The organism is Burkholderia latens, assembly GCF_001718795.1.
GTDB lineage: Bacteria > Pseudomonadota > Gammaproteobacteria > Burkholderiales > Burkholderiaceae > Burkholderia > Burkholderia latens_A.
This window is the reverse complement of record NZ_CP013437.1, coordinates 178,330-198,075: the sequence shown is the minus strand read 5'-3', so window position 1 is coordinate 198,075 and position 19,746 is coordinate 178,330. Positions and strand designations below refer to the sequence as shown.

Here is a 19,746-nt window from a genome sequence, read left to right as displayed (position 1 = left end):
GGGGAAACTTTTCATGACCGAGCGACTGACCGACCTGCCTCAACTCGATCCCGAACGCTTTCGTGTGCCGGATCCGGCCCAGCTGCGGCCGGCATCGCCGTCGACTCATCCGCCGCGCCTGCTGCTGCTGTACGGATCGCTGCGCGAGCGTTCGTTCAGCCGCCTGCTGGTCGAGGAGGCCGGGCGACTGCTGACGGCGATGGGCGCGCAGGTGCGCATGTTCAATCCGAGCGGCTTGCCGCTGCCGGACGATGCGCCGGAGAGCCACCCGAAGGTAGTCGAGTTGCGCGAACTCGTGCAGTGGTCTGAAGGGATGGTCTGGTGTTCGCCGGAACGGCATGGCGCGATGACCGGCATCATGAAGTCGCAGATCGACTGGATTCCGCTATCGGTTGGCGCCGTACGGCCGACGCAGGGCAAGACGCTCGCGGTGATGCAGGTGAGCGGCGGTTCGCAGTCGTTCAACGCGGTCAACCAGATGCGCGTGCTCGGGCGCTGGATGCGCATGCTGACCATTCCGAACCAGTCGTCGGTGGCGAAGGCGTTCATGGAATTCGATGAGGCGGGGCGGATGAAGCCGTCCGCGTATTACGACCGCGTAGTCGACGTGATGGAGGAACTGGTGAAATTCACGCTGCTGACGCGCGACATCGGCCCGTATCTGGTCGACCGGTACAGCGAACGCAAGGAGAGTGCGGACGCGCTGTCGGCGCGGGTGAATCAGCGAAGCATCTGATGCGCGGTGGATGGCCGGCGCGGCCATCGCGATATCGACCGCATGGGGAGCCGGCCGCTTGCACCGGCCGCGCCGTCGCCGCAGCAACGCAACGTGCGCAGCGGCGCGCGAGCCGGAATCGTCGCGCGCCAGCGCGGAACTGCGGGTTCATCGCGTATCCGGGCGCGCATCAATCGCGGCCGCGTGCCGCCACCAGCACCGCGACCGGCAGCGCCGCGAGGCACCGATCGAGCGGCAGTGCGCCGTCGTCCGATGCATCGACTTCGTCGCCGTCGCTCAGCCAGTCGCGCCAGCGCGTCGGCGCACCGCGCGGTAGCACGACCGCCGTCTCGCGCCATGCCGTCGGTTCGACGCGCGGCAATTCCGGCATTTCGCCGAGCAACCGGCACGCGAGCCGCGTCACGACCACGACGATCGTCACTCCTTCGCCGCATCGCGCGAACGCCACCGCATGCCGCCCGAGCCCGCCGCGCACGCGCAGCGGCACATATGCCCCGTCCGCGAACGCGCGCGGCCAGCGTGCGCGCAGCGCGAGCATCCGTTCGACCAGCGCCCGCTTGACGCGCGCATCGGGCCACGTCCGCAGATACGCGGCGACCGGTTCGTCGACCCGCTCGGCCGCGAGCGTCGCGAACGGCACGTCGCGCCGGTTGTCGGGATCGACGAGCGAGTGATCCCATAACTCGGTACCCTGGTACAGATCGGGCACGCCCGGCGACGCCATTCGCAGCGCCGCCTGCGCGAGACTGTTGACGACGCCGGCCGGCGCGATCCGCGCGACGAACGCATGGAGCCGGTGCACGAAATCCCCGGCGCCGTGCGGCGTCAGGATCGCGCGGACAAACTGCTCGCACGCGCGTTCATAGTTCGCGTCGGGCGCGAGCCAGTCCGTATGCCGTTTCGCTTCGCGCAACGCCTTCGTCTGCCAGCGCACCACGCGTTCGGCGAGCGCTGCGAGGCCGGCCGCATCGTCGGGCATGAGCGCCGGCGGCCAGCAGCCGACGATTGTCTGGTACAGCATCGCTTCGGCGGCCGGCCCCGGCGTCCACGCGAGATCGCGATGCGCGCCGCCGCGTTGCCGCTGGTTCAACGCGGACCAGTCGAGCGACACCGTGCGCCACAGATCCGGCACTTCGCTCAGCACCGCGAGCCGTGCGCGCGCATCCTCGCCGCGCTTGTGGTCGTGAGTCGCCGTCGCGACGAGCGTGTGCGGCACCGTGCGCGCGCGCCGCCGGTTGCGCGCATGGAACGCGCCGCGCGACAGACTGAACTCGCCTGCGTCCGCGCCGACTTCGTTGCGCGACAGCAGGCGGCCATACCGGTAGTTGGCCGTGTCCTCGACGCCCTTCGCCGCAAGCGGCGCAGTCAGCTGCGCGAACGCGACGCGGGCGGCGACGAGCGCGGCGGCATCGGCGCGCGGCACGCGTGCGCCGGGCAGCCCGAGCCATCCGGCGACGCGGTCGAGCGCTTGGCGGTCCGACGGGTCGATCGCCGCGCATGCGGCGTCGTACGCGCGTTCGAGCACGCGACGATCGGCGCCGCCCGGCTCGTCGCCGTGCACCGGATACATCCGGTAGACGGGCAGATGCACGGCGAGCTCGCCGAGCACGCGATGAATCGCAATACGGCTCACGTCGCGCGTCGCCGGCGTCGCGCGCGCGATCCGGTGCAATGCGCGCGCTACACGCTCGTGCTCGCCGGCGAGCTGTCGCTTCAGCACGCGCCGCTTGCCGGCGACCGCTTCGTCGGCGAACGGGCGCGCGGAGCCGGACACGGCCGCCCAGTGCGCGGCAAGCGGCTCCGCGCCGGCCGGATCGTGCAGCAGCGCGGCAACGTCGTTCATGAAGTCGTAGCCGGTCGTGCCGTCGACGTGCCAGTCGTCGCGCAGCACCTCGTCCGGCGCGAGAATTTTCTCGACGACGATGTACGGCCTGGCGTCGCGCTGCGCGGCGAGCCGTGCATGCAGGCGGCGGCAATACGCGCGCGGATCGGCGAGGCCGTCCACGTGATCGACGCGCAGGCCGTCGACGTCGCCGGCCGCATGCAATGCGAGCGGCAGCGCGTGCACCGCGTCGAACACCGCATCGTCGTCGACGCGCACCGCTGCGAGCGTCGCGATGTCGAAGAAGCGCCGCCAGTTCAACTCGTCGGCGGCGGTGCGCCACCATGCGAGCCGGTAATGCTGGCGTTCGAGCAGGTGGTGCAGGCACGCGCGCGAGCGCGCGCGGCGCGGATCGGCGCCGCGCAATATCGCGTCGAACGCATGCGGGCCCTGCGCGGCGGCGTAGTCGCGCAGCGCCGCGTGCGCGGCCGCAAGGCGCGCGCTGCCGCGCACCGGTGCGGCGGCGAAGCGTTCGGCCAGCGCGTTCAGGTCTGCGCGGTTCGCGATGCGCAGGATTTCCGCATACGTCGATGCGGCCACCGGCAGCGTCCGGCCCGGGCACGCAATGAAGAACCGGCCGGCCGACGCATCGGCGCCGAGCGAGATGTCGCCGGCGGCGAGCGCGTCGCCGTACGGCGCACCCAGGCACGGCAGCAGCACCTTGCCGTCGAGCGCGGCATCGGGCGGATGCCAGTCGATGTCGAAGTAGTGCGCGTACGGGCTCGCCGGCCCCCATTCGAGCACGTCGTTCCACCAGCCGTTCGATGTGCCGCCGACCCCCATGTGGTTCGGCACGATGTCGACGATCACGCCGAGGCCGCGCGCACGCAGCGTATCGACGAGTCGCCGGAAGCCGGCCTCGCCGCCGAGCTCCGCGCTGATCGCGCGATGGTCGACGGTGTCGTAGCCGTGCAGCGATCCGGGTTCGGCCGTCGTGATCGGCGACAGGTACAGGTGGCTCACGCCGAGCCGCGCGAAGTAGTCTGCGTGCGCGGCCGCGTCGTCGAACGTGAAGCCCGCATGCAATTGCAACCGCAAGGTCGCGCGCGGCGTCATGCGTCCTCCTCCGGCACGCGGCGCGCGTGCTCGATCGCGTCGATACGCTTGCGCACGCCGGCGTCGAACAGCGCGTCGACCGCGCGCGGCAGTCGGCGCAGCCAGTTCGGATGGCCGCACGGCGGGCCGGGGAGGTTCGGCTGCGCGTCGAGCGCGAGCAAGTCCTCGAGCGGCACGATCGCGAGCGGCGCCGGACTGCGTGCGACGTACGCAAGTACGGCGTCGACCGGCGGCGCATCGGCTGCCGGCATCGTGTCGTTGGACTCCGCGCATCCGGCCTGTTGCAACGCGCGCCACAGCGCGGCGCGATCGGCCCCGCGTTCGGCGTCGGCTTTGGCTTCAGCGCCGGTGTCGGGGTCGACGGAGCCGGAGCCGGAGCCGGAGCCGACAGACGCGCCGGATTCGGCCAATGCCGCGAGGTCCGGGTCGGGCGGCGACGTGTCGTGCGGCGCTTGCGTGCCGGCGCCGGCTCCGCTGGCGCCTGTGTCGCCGCGATTGCCGTCATCGTCGTTATCGCCGCGCAGGCACGGCCGGGTCCGTTCGTCGCACGCGGAGCCGTGTGCGGCGGCAGCAAGCCCGACGTCGCCGCAGGCATTGCGCGCGTGGTCGTCGTTCGCGTCCACACGCCGGCGCCACTCGAGATCGACTCCGCGCCACCAGCCGGATACGGTCGGCAGATCGTGCGTCGACGTCATCGCGATCGCATCGCGATCCCATGCGCTCGGCCGCCGAAACGCGCCGTCCGCTTCACGCTCGAACCACAGCACGCGCATCCCGGCGATGCCCTGTGCGCCCAGCCGCTCGCGGAAACCCGCCGGTACGGTGCCGAGATCCTCGCCGATGGCGACCGCGCGATGCCGTGACGCCTCCAGCGCGACGAGCCGAACGAGATCGTCGAGCGGGTAACGCAGATATGCGCCGTCGCGCGGCGACGCACCGTCCGGCACGACCCACATCCGCGCGAACCCGAGCACGTGATCGATGCGGATGCCGCCCGCATGCGCGAACGCCGCGCGCAACAGCTCGACGAACGGCGCGAATGCGTGCTCGCGCAGCGCCGCGGGCGTCCACGTCGTCACGCCCCACGCCTGGCCTTCTGCATTGAACAGGTCGGGCGGCGCGCCGACCGACACGCCGCGCAGCAGCGTCGTGCCGTGCGCCCACGCATCGCTGCCCGCGCGATCGGAGCCGACCGCGAGATCGGCGATCAGCCCGATCGCCATTCCCGCATCGCGCGCCGCATGCTGCGCGTGGCCGAGCGCGTCGGACGCACACCATTGCAGGAACGTGTGAAACGCGACCGTGTCGGCATGCGCGTGCGCGAACGCGTCGACTTCGGGCGATGCGGGCATCCGCCATTGCGCCGGCCATTGCCGCCAGTCCGCGCCGATTCCGTGTTCGATGCAGAACGCCTGCAGCGCATCGAAGCGTGCGTGCGCGTCGAGCGCTGCGCCGCCCGCCGCGCGGAACCGTTCGAACGCGTCGCGCGACGGTTCGCCGTTCGCGCGCCATGCGTCGAAGCACGCGCGCAGCCGGCGCAGCTTGTGCGGCAGCACGTGCGGCCAGTCGATCAGCGGCGTGTCGGCCGCTGGCGCGGCGCGTTGGGCGTCGCCGTACATCCGCCGCACGATATCGGCGCCGGGCACCGCGTCGCTGTCGAGATACGCGACGTTGTGCCAGCGCCGCGACGACGGCGAATACGGGCTGTCATGTTCGGGCAGCGCCGGATAGCCGGCGTGCGTCGGGCTGATCGCGATCGCGTGCGCACCGTGCTGCGCAGCCTGCGATGCGAGACCGGCGAGCGCCGTGTAGTCGCCCGCGCCGTCGTCGTTCGTGCGGCGCAGGCTGTAGAGCTGCGCCGCGATGCCCCAGCGGCGCCGCGCATGCGGCTCGGCGTTGCGCGCGCGGTCCGCATCGAACTGCCCGTCGAACGGCCGTGCGTGCGGCGGCGCGATCGCCAGCGCGATCCGCTGCTCGCCGATGTCGAGCGCGTGATAGCCGGGCAGCGTGAGCGCCGGCAGCGTGCCGTGCTCGCCGGCGCCGCCCACGCGCCCGTCGACGTAGTCGCCGGAGTCGAGCGCGATCCGGAAGCGCGCGCCGGGCGGTGCGACGGTGCGCGGCAGGCGCAGCGGCACACCGGCGTCGCCGGTGACGAGCCGCGGTGGTGCGTCGTGCGCATCGACGAGCGCGGCCGCGCTGTCGACCCGCTCGATCGGCGTGCCGCACGGCCAGCCGAGCGCGTCGACGAGCGCGATGAGCGCGTCGTCGTCCACGCGCCGCGCTACGCCGGCGGCGTCGATCCAGTCGGGCTCCAGGCCGGCTGCGCGCGCGAGTTCGTCGATCGGTACGTCGGTCGTCATGGGCGTGTGTGTCCGTTCGCGCGGTGAGTGAGCGCATCGTAGTTGACCGCGCCGTCGCGCCACGCGATGCAGGCGCGCGCCGGCAGCCGCCGGTCGGGCAGCCGGTCGCGCGCGCGCGGCGGCGTCTCGAATATGACCTTGCCGACCGGCAGCGCGGTCAGCACGGCGTCTTGCGACGCGGGATTGAAGGCGATCGTCAGCGTGCTGCCATCGCCGAGCCGCCAGCGCGCGACGAGCGCCACCGCGTCGCGGTCGCCGTCGCGGTCGCCGTCGGCGGCCAGCAGCTCGACGCCGAGCGCGTGCGCGCCGGGCAGGTGCGGCGTCACGAGCGCCGCGCGCACGGTCAAGGCGCTGCGGTAGAAGCCGCGCCATGCGTCGCCGTCGGGCCACGCGTCGACGTCCGCGTGACCGGGCGACGAGCGCACGAACGTGCCGATGTCGTTCGGATCGGGAATCGCGTCGCGATGCGCGGGATCGGCGAACGCGGAAAATGCCGCGAACTCGCGGCGGCGGCCTTCGCGCACGGCGTCCGCAAGCTCGTCGCGATAGTCTGTGAAGAATTGAAACGGCTGCGTGCTGCCGTCTTCCTCGCCCATGAACAGCAGCGGAATCTGCGGCGCGAGCAGCAACAGCGCAGTGGCCGCACGCACCGCGTCGTCGTTGGCGAGCGCACGCAGCCGCTCGCCGAACGCGCGGTTGCCGATCTGGTCGTGGTTCTGCAGGAACGTGACGAATGCGGTCGGCGGCAGATGCGTGCTCGGTTCGCCGCGTGGCGCGCCGTCATGCAGCGGCGACGGCTCGCCCTGATAGGCGAACCCTTCGCCGAGCGTGCGCGCGAGATGGCGCAGCGGCGCGTCGGCGTACGCGCGATAGTAGCCTTCGCGCTCGCCGGTCAGCAGCACGTGTGCGCTGTTGTGGAAATCGTCGTTCCACTGCGCGTCGAAGCTGCCGGGCCCGAGCAGGCTCGCCGCATTGCGTTCGTTTTCGAGCACCAGGTGCACGTGCCGCGCGTTGCCCGCATACGCGCGCACGCGCCGGGCGAGCTCGCGCAGCCATGCATCGTCGTCGATCGCATGCGCGGCGTCGATGCGCAGGCCGTCGAAGCGGAATTCGTCGAGCCAGTACAGCGCGTTGTCGATGAAGAACGTGCTCGTCTGCGGGCGCGAGAAGTCGATCGCCGGTCCCCACGCGGTGTGCCGGTCCGCGCGGAAGAACTGCGGCGCATAGCGCGGCAACAGGTTGCCGTCGGGGCCGAAGTGGTTGTACACGACGTCGAGAAACACCTGCAGCCGGAGGCCGTGCGCGGTGTCGATCAGCGACTTCAGTTCCTCGGGACGCCCGTACGATGCGTGGGGCGCGAACGGCAGCACGCCGTCGTAGCCCCAGTTGCGCGTGCCCGGGAACGTGTTGACGGGCATCAGCTCGATCGCGGTCACACCGAGCGCTGCGATTGCCGGCAGCCAGCGCTCGACGTTCGCATAGCCGCCGCACGCACCGACGTGCAACTCGTACAGCACCGTCTCGTGCCACGGCCGGCCGGCCCACGCGTCGTTGCGCCAGCGGTACGCGGCCGGATCGACGACCTCGCTCGGCCCGTGCACGTCATACGGCTGAAAGCGCGACGCCGGATCGGGCGCCGTCAGGTCGTCGTCGAGCAGGTAGCGATAGAGCGTGCCCGGCCCGCACGGCGCGATCGCTTCGAACCAGCCTTCGCCGGCGGCCTGCATGGCGACGCGCTGTTCGTCGTTCAGCACGACCGTTGCTGTGCGGCTCGCGGGCGCCCAAAGCCGGAAGCGCGTGTGCGCGGCATCGACGCAGGTCGCGCCGAACGACGAAGCGAACGCATGCGTGCCGGACGAAAGGGCGGAACGTGACGTCATGGCGGCTCCTTACGAGGGCAGGTCGGGTGGCACGGCCGCGACCGCAATCACGGCCGCATGCGCGGCGACGTCGAGGCCGGCTTCCGGCCACGAGCGCGGACCGGCGTCGGGCGTCGCGGTGTCGAGCAGAACGCGATAGTCGAGCAGCGGCGCGGGCGCCTTGAACGTGATCGTGTCGGCCGAGGCGTTCAACATCACGAGCAGCGCCTCGGTGCGCCCGGTGCGGCCGGTGCCGACGCGCCGCATCGTCAGCGCGCGGCGCTCGCCGTCCTCCCATGCGGGCACGCTCAGCTCCTCGCCGTGTTCGTCGAACCAGCCGATCTCGCGCATGCCGGGCGCGCCGTCGAGGTCGCCGTTCGGATAACGCGGCGCGGACATCACCGGATACATGCGCCGCATCGCGGCGAGCCGCGACACGAAGCGCGTCATCTGCACGCCGTCGTCGCTGCGCGCGAGATCCCAGTCGAGCCACGACAGTTCGTTATCCTGGCAATACGCGTTGTTGTTGCCGTGCTGCGTGCGCCCGAACTCGTCGCCGGCAACGATCATCGGCGTGCCGAGCGCGGTAAACAGCGTCGCGAGCATCGAACGCGCGACGCGCGCACGCAGGTCGCGGATCGCCGCGTCGTCGGTCGGCCCTTCGACGCCCCAGTTCGCACTGCAGTTGTCGTCGCGGCCGTCACGGTTGTCCTCGCCGTTCGCTTCGTTGTGCTTGCCCGCGTACGACACGAGATCGGCAAGCGTGAACCCGTCGTGCGCGGTAATGAAATTCACCGACGCCCACGTGCGGCGCCGGTGGTGATTGAACAGGTCGGCCGAACCGGCGAGCCGTGCGGCGAGCTCCGGGCGCTGGCCCGCATCGCCGCGCCAGAAGCGCCGCACCGTGTCGCGAAAGCGGTCGTTCCATTCGGCGAAGCCGGCCGGATGGTTGCCGAGCTGGTAGCCACCGAGGCCGAGATCCCACGGTTCGGTGATCAGTTTGCGCTGCGCGAGCACCGGGTCCTGCCGCAATGCGTCGAAAAATCCCGAGCCCGGCTCGAAACCGTGATCCTCGCGGCCGAGCGTCACGCCGAGATCGAAGCGAAAGCCGTCGATGTTGAACGCGGTCGCCCAGTAGCGCAGCGAATCCATCACCATCTGCAGCACGCGCGGATGCGACATGTTCAGCGTGTTGCCGCAACCCGTCTCGTCGACGTGATAACGCGGGTCGTCCGGCCGCAGCCGGTAGTAGCTCGCGTTGTCGAGGCCGCGCCACGACAGCGTCGGGCCGAGCTCGTTGCCTTCGCACGTATGGTTGTAGACGACGTCGAGCACGACTTCGATGCCGGCCGCATGCAGCTGGCGGATCGCGATGCGCATCTCGTCGAGCCTGCGCGTCGACAGGTACGACGGCTCCGGCGCGAAGAACGCGGCCGTATCGTAGCCCCAGTAGTTGCGCAGCCCGCGATTCACGAGCGCGCGCTGTTGCAGGAACGCATGCACCGGCAGCAGCTCGACCGTCGTCACGCCGATCGCCAGCAGGTGATCGATGAATGCCGGATGCGCGAGCGACGCGAACGTGCCGCGCTCGGGCGCGCGCAGCCCGGCGCGCCGCATCGACGCGCCGCGCACGTGCGTCTCGTAGATCACGGTGCTGCGCCACGGCACGTCCGGGCGCCGGTCGTTGCTCCAGTCGAATGCCTCGTCGACGACCACCGCCTTCGGCATCGCGGGCGCCGAGTCGCGGCGGTCCATCGACAGGTCCGCGCGGTTCGAATGCACGCGATAGCCGAACAGCGCGTCCGACCAGCGGAAGTGGCCGACCAGCTTGCGCGCGTACGGGTCGAGCAGCAGCTTGGTCGGATTGAAGCGATGGCCGTGCTGCGGCTGGTACGGGCCGTCCGCGCGAAAGCCGTACACCGTGCCCGGATGTGCGTTCGGCAGGTAGCCGTGCCATACCTCGTCGGTGCATTCGGGCAGGTCGAGCCGCGCGAGTTCCTTGCGGCCGGTCGAATCGAACACGCACAGCTGGATCCGGTGGGCGTGAGCGGAAAACACCGCGAAGTTGGTCCCAAGGCCGTCCCAGGTCGCGCCGAGCGGATAGCTGCGGCCGGGTTCGAGACGGTCGGGCAGGGCGGTCGGCATGGGGCGTATCTCCGTGTCGAGGGTGCAGGGCATCAAGCCGGGCTGAGCCATAGGGTCGCCAGCGGCGGCAGTCGCAAGGCGGCCGACCACTGCTCGCCGTGCGCGGGCACGTTCTCCGCCCACACGGCGCCGTCGTTGCCGGCATTGGTGCCGCCGTACACGGCGGCATCGGTGTTCATCAGTTCGCGCCACTGTCCGGGCGCGGGCAGCCCGACCCGATAGCCGGCGCGCGGCACCGGCGTGAAGTTGCAGACGGCGACGGCGAGCCGCCCGGTATCGTCGCGGCGCGCGAACGCGAATACGCTGTTGTCGCGATCGTCGCCGATCAGCCATGCGAAGCCTGCCGCGTGGCAATCGAGCGCGTGCAGCGCCGGTTCGGCCGCGTACGCGCGGTTCAGGTCGCGCACGAGCCGCTGCACGCCGCGATGCGCGGGCGCGTCGAGCAGATCCCAGTGCGGCGTCGCGTCGTGCGCGAATTCGGACCATTGCGCGAATTCGCTGCCCATGAACAGCAGCTTCTTGCCCGGATGCGCCCACATGAAACCGAAATACGCGCGCAGCGTCGCGAGCCGCTGCCAAGCGTCGCCGGGCATCTTCACCGCGAGCGAGCCTTTGCCGTGCACGACCTCGTCGTGCGACAGCGGCAGCACGAAGCGCTCGGAGAACGCGTACACGAGCCCGAACGTCATCCGGTCGTGGTGATAGCGGCGATGAATCGGATCCTCGCGCAGATACGACAGCGTGTCGTGCATCCAGCCCATGTTCCACTTGAAGTCGAAGCCGAGCCCGCCGTCGCCGGTCGATGCGGTGACGCCCGGCCATGCGGTCGATTCCTCGGCGAACGTGACGACGCCGGCCGGCGCGCGCTCGCCGTGCAGCGTGTCGTTCAGCGCGCGCAGGAACGCGACCGATTCGAGGTTCTCGCGCCCGCCGTACATGTTCGGCACCCATTCGCCTTCCTTGCGCGAATAGTCGCGATACAGCATCGACGCGACGGCGTCGACGCGGATGCCGTCCACGTGATAGCGGCGCGCCCACGCGAGTGCGGATGCAATCAGGAACGCACCGACTTCGTTGCGCCCGAGGTTGAACACGCAGGTGTTCCAGTCCGGATGCATGCCTTCGCGCGGATCGGCGTGCTCGTACAGCGCGCTGCCGTCGAACTGCGCGAGCCCGTGCGCATCGTTCGGAAAGTGCGCGGGCACCCAGTCGACGATCACGCCGATGCCGGCCGCATGCGCGCGGTCGACGAAGCGCGCGAAGCCGTCGACCGGCCCGAAGCGCGCGGACGGCGCGAATTGCGCGAGCGGCTGATAGCCCCACGAGCCGCCGAACGGGTATTCGGAGATCGGCATGAACTCGACGTGCGTGAAGCCCATTCCCTTCACGTACGGGATCAGCCGCTCTGCAAGCTCGTCCCACGTCGAGCTGCGGTCCATCTCTTCGGGCACGCGCTGCCACGACTCCGGATGCACTTCGTAGATCGACCACGGCATCCGGAAACGGCGATCCGGATGCGGCCGCGCGTGAATCCATGCCTGGTCGTGCCACGCAAATCCGTCGAGCGCGGCCGTATCGGCGACAACGGATGCAGTGCGCGGCGGCGCCTCGGTCGCGCGGGCGCACGGGTCGGCCTTGTGCGGCAGCACACGGCCGTCGCTCGCGCACAGCTCGTATTTGTAGCGCTCGCCCGCGCCGATGTCCGGCACGAAGATTTCCCATACGCCCCACGGACGCCGCAGCCGCATCGGGTGGCGGCGGCCGTCCCACGCGTTGAAGTCGCCGACCACCGACACGCGCTGCGCGTTCGGCGCCCACACCGCGAAGCGCACGCCGTCGACGCCGTCGACGCGCGTCGGCGCCGCACCCAGGCATTCGAGCACCGCGTCCGGGTCGCCGGCCGCGAAGCGCGCGAGCGCGGCGTCGTCGAGCAGCGTGCCGAACGCGTATGCGTCGCCGGTGACCTGGCGTGCGTCGGGCCAGTCGATCGCGAGCCGGTAGTGGCCGTCATGAGCGATCGTCCCGGCGAAACAGCCGGCATCGTCGACGCACGCGAGCGTGCCGAGCTCGCTGCCGTCGGGCGTCACCGCGCGCACGCGCCGCGCCCCGGGCAGCAACGCGCGTACGACCGTCGCGCCGGCATGCCCGTGCGGGCCGAGGCACGCGAACGGATCCGGGTGGCGGCCGGCGAGCAGCGCATCGATATCGCGGCGGTCGAACAGCGTGTCGGTCATCGGTGGCCTCCTTGGTCGGGTGCGCGGTCGGCGGCGAGCAGGCGCTCGACGAGCGCGGCGAGGCCGCTGACCGGCACGCCGAGCCAGTCGGGGCGGTTCGCGGCTTCGTAGCAGAGCTCGTACGACGCCTTGTCGATCAGGAACAGCGCGAGCAGGCGATCCGCGTAGTGCGGATCGACGAAGCGCTCGGGCGCGAGGTCGGCCGCCGCGCGATAGCAGTCGACGAAGCGGTCCGCGGCGGCCTGCCCGAAGCGGTCGAACAGCGCGCGCTTGCGGCCGGCCGTCTGCGGCGGCGCCTTCTCGATCGCGAATTGCGCGGTCGCGCTGACGTACGACAGCGAGCGCAGGAAGCCGGCCACGTCGCGCAGCGGATGCGACTTCGCGCGGCGGCGCTCGAGCGCACGCGCGGGCTCGCCCTCGAAATCGATCAGCAGCGCGTCGCCCTGCACGTCGAGCACCTGGCCGAGATGGAAATCGCCGTGAATGCGGATGCATTGCGCGTCGAGCGTGCGCGGCACGAGTTCGCCGAGCGCCTGCACGGCCGCGTCGCGCGATGCGAGCAGCGTGCCGGCGGCGGCGCGCGCGGCCGGGTCCAACGCTTCGAGCGCGTCGAGCCGCGTGCCGAGCACGTCGAGCGCGTGCTCGAACGACGCGATCGCATCGACGCACCAGCCGTCGACGTGTTCCGGCGTCGCGCGCTCCGGCGTGAACGCCGGGTCGTCGGACGCCTGCGCGAGTGCGACGTGCAGCTGTCCGAGCCGCGTGCCGACGATGCCTGCGAACGCTGCGTAGCCGAGCAGCGCGTCCGGCTCGCCGTCGGGCTCGGCCGCGTCGCCGTCGCCGGCCGCCGGCAGCGCGAGCTCGTCGACCGCGCGTTTCAGGAAGTCGAACGAACGCGTCCATGCGTCGCCCTGGTTGTCGACGTAGCGTTGCAGGATCGCGACCGTATGCGGTCTGCCGTCCGGATCGACGTGCACGACTTCGCCGGCGAGCGTCGCGGTGTTCGCATAGCCGATGCGCGTCAGGTAGCGGCTCATTTCCGCTTCCGGATGGATCCCGTGCGCGACCTTGCGCACGAGCTTCAGCACGATCGATTCGCCGATCACGAGCGAGCTGTTGCTCTGTTCGGCCGCGAGCCAGCGCACCTCGGCGTCGTCGCCGGGATCGAGCGACGTGAGCGCCTGCTCGGGCAGGAAGTCGAGGCGGCCGCCGTCGGACGTCGGCACCGTCGCGCCGTCGCGCAGCTTGCGCAATATCCCGCGCGCGAACGACGGCAGCGCGAACGCATCGGTCAGGTAGCCGACCGTATGACCGCGCCGCACGCGCGCGAGCGCGAGCTGCGCAAACAGCGGATGCGACGTCTCGCCGCCCCATGCGGCGGCGAGCGGCACGACGTAGCGTTCGGCGCCGCCGTCGCTCGCCGACACCCACGCTTCCGCGTACTGGAACGGCTCGTCCGGGATCGGCGTGACGACGTTCAGCCACGCGTTGCCGATCTTGCGGTCCTTCGATGCGAACCAGCGCCGCCGCGCGAGCCACGACGCGAGCGCGTCGTGCGCGAGCGTGTGCAGTTGCCCGACGTCGGGCTGCACGTCGCCGCGCCGCATCACGATCGTCACGTATTCCGGCAGCGGCTCCGCGTGCGGCTGGCGCCACGACGGCTCGCGGCCATGCTCCGACAGCACGAACCACAGGAATCCGTACGGCGGAAACGTGAGCAGGTACGTGAGCTGCCCGATCGGCGGAAACGGCGAGTCCGACGTCATCTCGATCGGCACGCGGCCCGCGAACTCCGACAGATCGAGCTCGACCGCCTGCGACGCGCGCGACAGGTTCGCGACGCACAGCACCGGTTCGTGGCCGTCCAGCTCGCGCAGGTAGGCGAGCACCTTGCGGTTCTCGGGGCGCAGAAAGCGGATCGTGCCGCGCCCGAACACCTGCGTCGCGCGCCGCGTCGCGAGAATGCGGCGGGTCCAGTTCAGCAGCGAATGCGGGTCGCGCGTTTGCGCCTCGACGTTGATCGCGTCATAGCCGTACAGCGAGCCCATCACCGGCGGCAGCACCAGCAATTCAGGGTCCGCGCGCGAGAAGCCGCCGTTGCGGTCCGACGACCACTGCATCGGCGTGCGCACGCCGTCGCGGTCGCCGAGGTGGATGTTGTCGCCCATCCCGAGTTCGTCGCCGTAGTAGATCACCGGCGTGCCCGGCATCGACAGCAGCAGCGAATTGATCAGCTCGATGCGGCGCCGGTCGCGTTCCATCAGCGGCGCGAGCCGGCGCCGGATCCCGAGATTGAGCCGCGCGCGCCGGTCGGACGCATAGGTCTGCCACAGCAGGTCGCGCTCCGAGTCGGTCACCATCTCGAGCGTCAGCTCGTCGTGGTTGCGCAGGAACACCGCCCACTGGTTGCTCGGCGCGAGCGCGGGCGTCTGCCGCATGATGTCGACGATCGGAAAGCGGTCCTCGCTTGCGATCGACATGTAGATGCGCGGCATCAGCGGAAAGTGGAACGCCATGTGGCATTCGTCCTCGTGGCCGAAATACTCCTGCACGTCCTCCGGCCACTGATTCGCTTCGGCGAGCAGCATCCGGTTCGGGTACTCGGCGTCGATCGTCGCGCGGATCAGCTTCAGGATCGCGTGCGTCTCCGGCAGATTTTCGTTGTTGGTGCCTTCGCGCTCGACGAGGTACGGCACTGCGTCGAGCCGCAGCCCGTCGATGCCGAGGTCGAGCCAGAAGCGCATCACCTGGATGACTTCGCGCACGACGGCCGGGTTGTCGAAGTTCAGGTCCGGCTGGTGCGAGTAGAAGCGATGCCAGTAGTACTGGCCGGCGACCGGGTCGTGCGTCCAGTTCGACGTTTCGGTGTCGAGGAAGATGATCCGCGTGCCCGCATACTTCGTGTCGGTGTCGGACCACACGTAGTAGTCGCGATGGATCGAGCCGGGCTTCGCGCGTCGCGCGCGCTGGAACCACGGATGCTGGTCCGACGTGTGGTTGATCACGAGCTCGGCGATCACGCGAATGCCGCGCGCATGCGCTTCGCGGATGAAGCGCCGCACGTCGGCGAGCGTGCCGTAGTCGGGATGCACGTCGCGGTAGTCGGCGATGTCGTAGCCGTCGTCGCGGCGCGGCGACGGGTAGAACGGCAGCAGCCAGATCGTGTCGACGCCTAGCTCGGCGATGTAGTCGAGCTTCATGATCAGGCCCGGGAAATCGCCGATCCCGTCGTTGTTGGAGTCGTAGAACGACTTCACGTGCACCTGGTAAATGATCGCGTCCTTGTACCACAGCGGATCGTCCGCGCTCAGCGCGGGCGCGCGGCGCCGCGAACGGCGGCGCCGCGGCGTGCCGGCCGGTGCGAGCGACGGGAATTGCGCGCGGCGCACGTCGTCGAGCGGATCTTCACGTTTCATCATGCATGTGCTCCGGAAGGGCCCCGGGCCTCGCCCGGATCGGGCGCCGCGGCTCGCGCGGCGCCGGGAGACGGCGCGAGCCGCCAGATCGCATACGGCCGCACGTGCGGGTCGAGCGATACGTATTGCCGATGCCCGCGCCAGGTTTCGGCGTGCGCGGCGTCCTGTTCGAGCGCGTCGAGCGGTTCGCCGTCGACGAGCCCGAGGCCGCGCCACAGCGACGCGTCGAGCGTGAAATTGGCCGCCTGCGGATGCCACGGATCGAGGCTGATCGCGACCGCGACGACGCTGTCGTGAGTCGGCGTCGCCTTCACGAACACGAGCACCTGCTCGTTGTCCGCGTCGACGAACGTGACGCCGAGATGCGTCTGCAGCGCCGGGTTGTCGCGCCGTGCGCGGTTCAGCCGCGCGATTTCGCCGCCGATGTGCGCGGCCTTGCTCCAGTCGCGCGCGCGCAGCTCGTACTTCTCCGCGTCCGCGTATTCCTCGCTGTCGGGCAGCGGCGCCGATTCGCCGATCTCGAAGCCCGAGTACATCCCCCACGAGCCGGCGAGCGTTGCCGCGAGCGCCGCGCGGATCACGAACTGCGAGCGCGGCGCGTTCTGCAGGTGGCGCGGATTGATGTCGGGCGTATTGACGAAGAAGTTCGGCCGGAAGAACTCGCGCGGCGGACCGGCCGTCAGCTCGGTCAGGTAGTCGATGAACTCGCGCTTCGACTCGCGCCACGTGAAGTACGTGTACGACTGCGAGAAGCCGACCTTCGCGAGCCGGTACATCATCCCCGGCCGCGTGAACGCCTCGGACAGGAACACGACGTCCGGGTGCTTGCCGCGCACGTCCGCGATCATCCACGCCCAGAACGGCAGCGGCTTCGTGTGCGGATTGTCGACGCGGAAGATCCGCACGCCCGTTTCGACCCAGAACAGCACCGCGTCGCGCAATGCGAGCCACAGGCCGGGCAGCGCGTCCGGCGCGTAGAAGTCCGGATTCACGATGTCCTGGTAGCGCTTCGGCGGATTTTCCGCATAGCGCAGGGAGCCGTCGGGCCGCCACGCGAACCAGCCCGGATGCTCGGCGAGCCATGGGTGGTCCGGCGAGCACTGGATCGCGAAGTCGAGCGCGATCTCGAGCCCCTGCGCGTGCGCGGCGGCAACGAGCGTGCGGAACGACGCAAGCGTGCCGAGCTGCGGATGCACGGCCGTGTGGCCGCCGTCGGGCGAGCCGATCGCATACGGGCTGCCGACGTCGTCGGGGCCCGCCTTCAGCGTGTTGTTGCGGCCCTTGCGCGCGGTCGTGCCGATCGGGTGAATCGGCGGGAAATACAGCACGTCGAAACCCATGTCGCGGATGCGCGGCAGTTGCGCGATCACGTCGTCGAACGTGCCATGCCGGTGCGCGTCGTTGCTGGCCGAGCGCGGGAACATCTCGTACCAGCTCGAGAAGCGCGCCGCGCGGCGTTCGACGTCGACGTGATACACCGTTTCGTCATGGGTGACGAACGGCCGGTAGCGCAGCGCCGCGACCGCTTCGGCGAGCGCCGGCGAGTCGAGCAGCGCGAGCCGGCCGTCGGGCGACGCATCCTTGAACTCGGCCGTCAGCCGCTCCATTTGCGCGATCGCGCGCGGATCGGCCGGCTCGGCGCGCTTCAGGGCGGTTGCGAGCAGCAGTTGCGCTTCGCGCACTTCGAGCGACACGTCCTGGCCGGCCGCGCGCTTTTTCGCGACGTCGGTGACGAGCGACGTCCAGTCGTCGCGCCACGCAATCACGCGGAACGCGTGGCGGCCGAGCCGGTCGAGCGCGATGCGCGCGTGCCAGCGGTCGTTCGGTTCCGCGACGAACGGCACCTCGCGCCAGTCGTCCTCGTCGTCCGCGCGCCATTGCAGCGCGGCAGCGAGATGCGCATGGCCGTCCGTGAAGATCGATGCGTGCACAACCAGCGTTTCGCCGATCACGCGCTTGATCGCGAAGCGGCCGCCGTCGACGGCAGGCTCGACGCGTTCGATCGCGATCCGGTCGGCCGCGAGCGCGGCGGACAGCGCGGTGCGCTCGGTCGCGGCGCTGGTGCGCCGGGTCGCGGGCGGCGCGCGCGACGCTTCGAGCAGCGCGTAGCCGCCCGGTTCGAGCGTGAACGCGTCCAGTGCGACCGGCGCTCGCTTGCGTGCGCCATTGGGCGCCGCGACGCGCGTGAAGCCGCCGGGCACGCCCGGCAGGATCGTCGCCGGATCGACGCGCGCTTGCGCATCGAGGTCGGGGTTCAGCACGATCAGCAGCGCCGTGTCGTCGTGTTCGAGCGACGCGCCCATCCCGCGCAGCAGCGCGGTCGCACTTGCGCCCGGCGCGCTCAGTTGCGCGATTTCCCCGCGCGAGCCCGCCAACGGTGTCGCACGGCGCCAAGCATTCGCGTCGGCGATCGCGCCGGACAGATCGAAGCGCGCGCCGTCGAACGCGGCGCGATAGCGCGCGGCGTCCGCGTCGCGCGCCATCAGCGGCGTCGCGACGCCGCGCTCGAAGCCCATCGGCACCAGCCAGCCGGTGCCGAGCGCGGCGGCCGTCCACAGCGCGCGGCGATACGCGCGGACGATCGTTTCGTGCGGCGCGTCGTGCCAGTCGTCGGCCAGGCGCGGGCCGTCGAACGCGTCCGGAAACGCGATCGGCGAGCCGATCCGGCGCAGCAGCCGGTGTTCGTCCGCGAACCACGGCGAGCGCAGATCCCACCAGCGCGCGGACGAGAACACGGCGTCGAAGCCCGCCGTTTCGAGTTGCGCGAGCGCGTCGCGCGCGTGGCCGGGCACGCTGGCGAGTATCGCGACGTCCGGGCGCGCGCGGCGCAGCGCATTGCGCCAGCCGGGCCACCATGCGGGCGGCAGATGATGCGGCGCGTCGATCAGGAAGCCGGCCGCGCCGGCGTCGGCGTAAGTCGTCAGCAGCGCGCACCACCACGTGGACAGCGCGTCGCGTACCGCGTCGTCGCCGACCTGCGCATGCGCGACGTCCTGCTCGTGGGCGGCACTGCGCGGATCGATCAGCGCGTCGTCGTGCGCGCGTTCGACATACCACTCCGGATGCTCGGCGCGCAGCGGGTTGTCGCGCGCGATGCGGTCGGGCACGACTTCGAGCATCACGCGCAGCCCGTGGCCGCGCGCGAGCTGTGCCAGCCGCGAAAAGGTTTCCAGTGCGCCGGCGCGGGTCGCGAACGTCGCGGCCGGCCGGTGGAAGTCGGCGACATGACGCGGAAAGCCTGCGACGCTGGCGGCCCAGAAACCGCCGATCAGCACGTGGTCGAAGCCCATGCCCGCAATATGCGCGAACGTGTCGGGCCACGCGTCGAGCGGTCCGACGAGGCGGGCGTCGCAAAAGTACAGGTGCGGGGCGAAAGGTGGTGTGGCGTTCATGGGTGGCGGATGTGAGCGGCGGCGATCGGTGACGGGGGTGCGTCGCAACCGGCGTGCCTGATGCGCGGCCACGGCGCAGCAAAGCGCATGCAGGATGCCGTGCAGGCCATGCTGTCCTTTTTTACATGGCCGCGGTGCGGCCGGCCGGACCGGTGCGGCGCGCGCGTCACATCCGCGGGATCGAGCGGATGTCCGCGCTGTCGCCGACGGCAGGGTCGTCGTCGGATTCCGGTAGCGGCACACCAGGGTCGTAGCGCACCGGCACACCGCGCTCGATCCGGTGCGCGAACGCCGGCGGCGTGTCCACTTCGTCGCCGAAGCGCGCACGCACGAACGCGCGCAGCAACGCGGTGCGCAGGTCGGGCGCGCGCGCCGCGCAGGTCGACGGGCCGTCGATGAAATCCGCATCGCATTCGACGCCGTCGCCGTGGCGCGCGATCCGCAAATCGCCGACGCGTTCCAGCACCGCACCCGCGTCCGCCCATGACGCAGACGGCGCGAAATGCGTGTCGAGGCGCCGCAGCGCGTCGCACGCGGCGGTTACGATCACTTTCGGGCCGACGGCCGTGAACGACAGCGTGTCGTCGTCGGCCGCGCACAACGCACGTGCGCACCAGTAATCGAGGGCAGGTCCGGCGAGTTCGTCGGTTCGCATGGGCAACGCTC

General features: G+C 70.8%; 9 protein-coding genes. 1 reads left to right on the top strand and 8 read right to left on the bottom strand.

Annotation, left to right across the window (positions count from 1 at the left end):
* Positions 1-13: 13 nt before the first annotated feature.
* Positions 14-736 carry an arsenical resistance protein ArsH gene (arsH, locus tag WK25_RS16480; protein WP_069242129.1) on the top strand — a complete coding sequence of 241 codons (723 nt, stop codon included), beginning with the start codon at positions 14-16 and terminating at the stop codon, positions 734-736.
* Between the two features lie 169 nt (positions 737-905).
* Here arsH and treY read toward each other — a convergent pair whose 3' ends face one another.
* From treY to WK25_RS16440, 8 genes are all read right to left on the bottom strand, one after another.
* Positions 906-3,674 (bottom strand): malto-oligosyltrehalose synthase, encoded by a 2,769-nt coding sequence (treY, locus tag WK25_RS16475; RefSeq protein WP_069242128.1) that lies wholly within the window; start codon positions 3,672-3,674, stop codon positions 906-908.
* Positions 3,671-6,034 (bottom strand): 4-alpha-glucanotransferase, encoded by a 2,364-nt coding sequence (gene malQ / locus WK25_RS16470; RefSeq protein ID WP_069242127.1) that lies wholly within the window; start codon positions 6,032-6,034, stop codon positions 3,671-3,673. The genes treY and malQ overlap by 4 nt, the downstream gene beginning before the upstream one ends.
* The gene (gene treZ, locus WK25_RS16465) at positions 6,031-7,914 is read right to left on the bottom strand and encodes a malto-oligosyltrehalose trehalohydrolase (RefSeq protein ID WP_059545890.1); all 1,884 of its coding nucleotides are present in this window, start codon (positions 7,912-7,914) and stop codon (positions 6,031-6,033) included. Before treZ ends, malQ begins: the two co-directional genes overlap by 4 nt.
* 9 nt (positions 7,915-7,923) lie before the next feature.
* Positions 7,924-10,038 carry a glycogen debranching protein GlgX gene (glgX, locus tag WK25_RS16460; protein ID WP_038570364.1) on the bottom strand — a complete coding sequence of 705 codons (2,115 nt, stop codon included), beginning with the start codon at positions 10,036-10,038 and terminating at the stop codon, positions 7,924-7,926.
* Positions 10,039-10,070: 32 nt separating this feature from the next.
* On the bottom strand, positions 10,071-12,272 hold the full coding sequence (gene glgB, locus WK25_RS16455) for a 1,4-alpha-glucan branching protein GlgB (RefSeq protein ID WP_069242126.1): 2,202 nt from the start codon (positions 12,270-12,272) through the stop codon (positions 10,071-10,073).
* Positions 12,269-15,688, bottom strand: a complete 3,420-nt coding sequence (gene treS, locus WK25_RS16450; RefSeq protein WP_069242438.1) for a maltose alpha-D-glucosyltransferase — start codon at positions 15,686-15,688, stop codon at positions 12,269-12,271. Before treS ends, glgB begins: the two co-directional genes overlap by 4 nt.
* Positions 15,688-19,080 (bottom strand): maltotransferase domain-containing protein, encoded by a 3,393-nt coding sequence (locus tag WK25_RS16445; RefSeq protein WP_069242125.1) that lies wholly within the window; start codon positions 19,078-19,080, stop codon positions 15,688-15,690. The genes treS and WK25_RS16445 overlap by 1 nt, the downstream gene beginning before the upstream one ends.
* Positions 19,081-19,246: 166 nt before the next feature.
* The gene (locus WK25_RS16440) at positions 19,247-19,735 is read right to left on the bottom strand and encodes a phage protein NinX family protein (RefSeq protein WP_069242124.1); all 489 of its coding nucleotides are present in this window, start codon (positions 19,733-19,735) and stop codon (positions 19,247-19,249) included.
* Between the last annotated feature and the right edge of the window lie 11 nt (positions 19,736-19,746).

Excerpts from the sequence above, each read along its gene's own strand:
- arsH (WP_069242129.1), top strand. The coding sequence starts at position 14 with ATGACCGAGCGACTGACCGACCTGCCTCAACTCGATCCCGAACGCTTT.
- glgX (WP_038570364.1), bottom strand. The coding sequence starts at position 10,038 with ATGCCGACCGCCCTGCCCGACCGTCTCGAACCCGGCCGCAGCTATCCG.
- treZ (WP_059545890.1), bottom strand. The coding sequence starts at position 7,914 with ATGACGTCACGTTCCGCCCTTTCGTCCGGCACGCATGCGTTCGCTTCG.
- glgB (WP_069242126.1), bottom strand. The coding sequence starts at position 12,272 with ATGACCGACACGCTGTTCGACCGCCGCGATATCGATGCGCTGCTCGCC.
- treY (WP_069242128.1), bottom strand. The coding sequence starts at position 3,674 with ATGACGCCGCGCGCGACCTTGCGGTTGCAATTGCATGCGGGCTTCACG.
- malQ (WP_069242127.1), bottom strand. The coding sequence starts at position 6,034 with ATGACGACCGACGTACCGATCGACGAACTCGCGCGCGCAGCCGGCCTG.
- WK25_RS16440 (WP_069242124.1), bottom strand. The coding sequence starts at position 19,735 with ATGCGAACCGACGAACTCGCCGGACCTGCCCTCGATTACTGGTGCGCA.
- WK25_RS16445 (WP_069242125.1), bottom strand. The coding sequence starts at position 19,080 with ATGAACGCCACACCACCTTTCGCCCCGCACCTGTACTTTTGCGACGCC.
- treS (WP_069242438.1), bottom strand. The coding sequence starts at position 15,688 with ATGAAACGTGAAGATCCGCTCGACGACGTGCGCCGCGCGCAATTCCCG.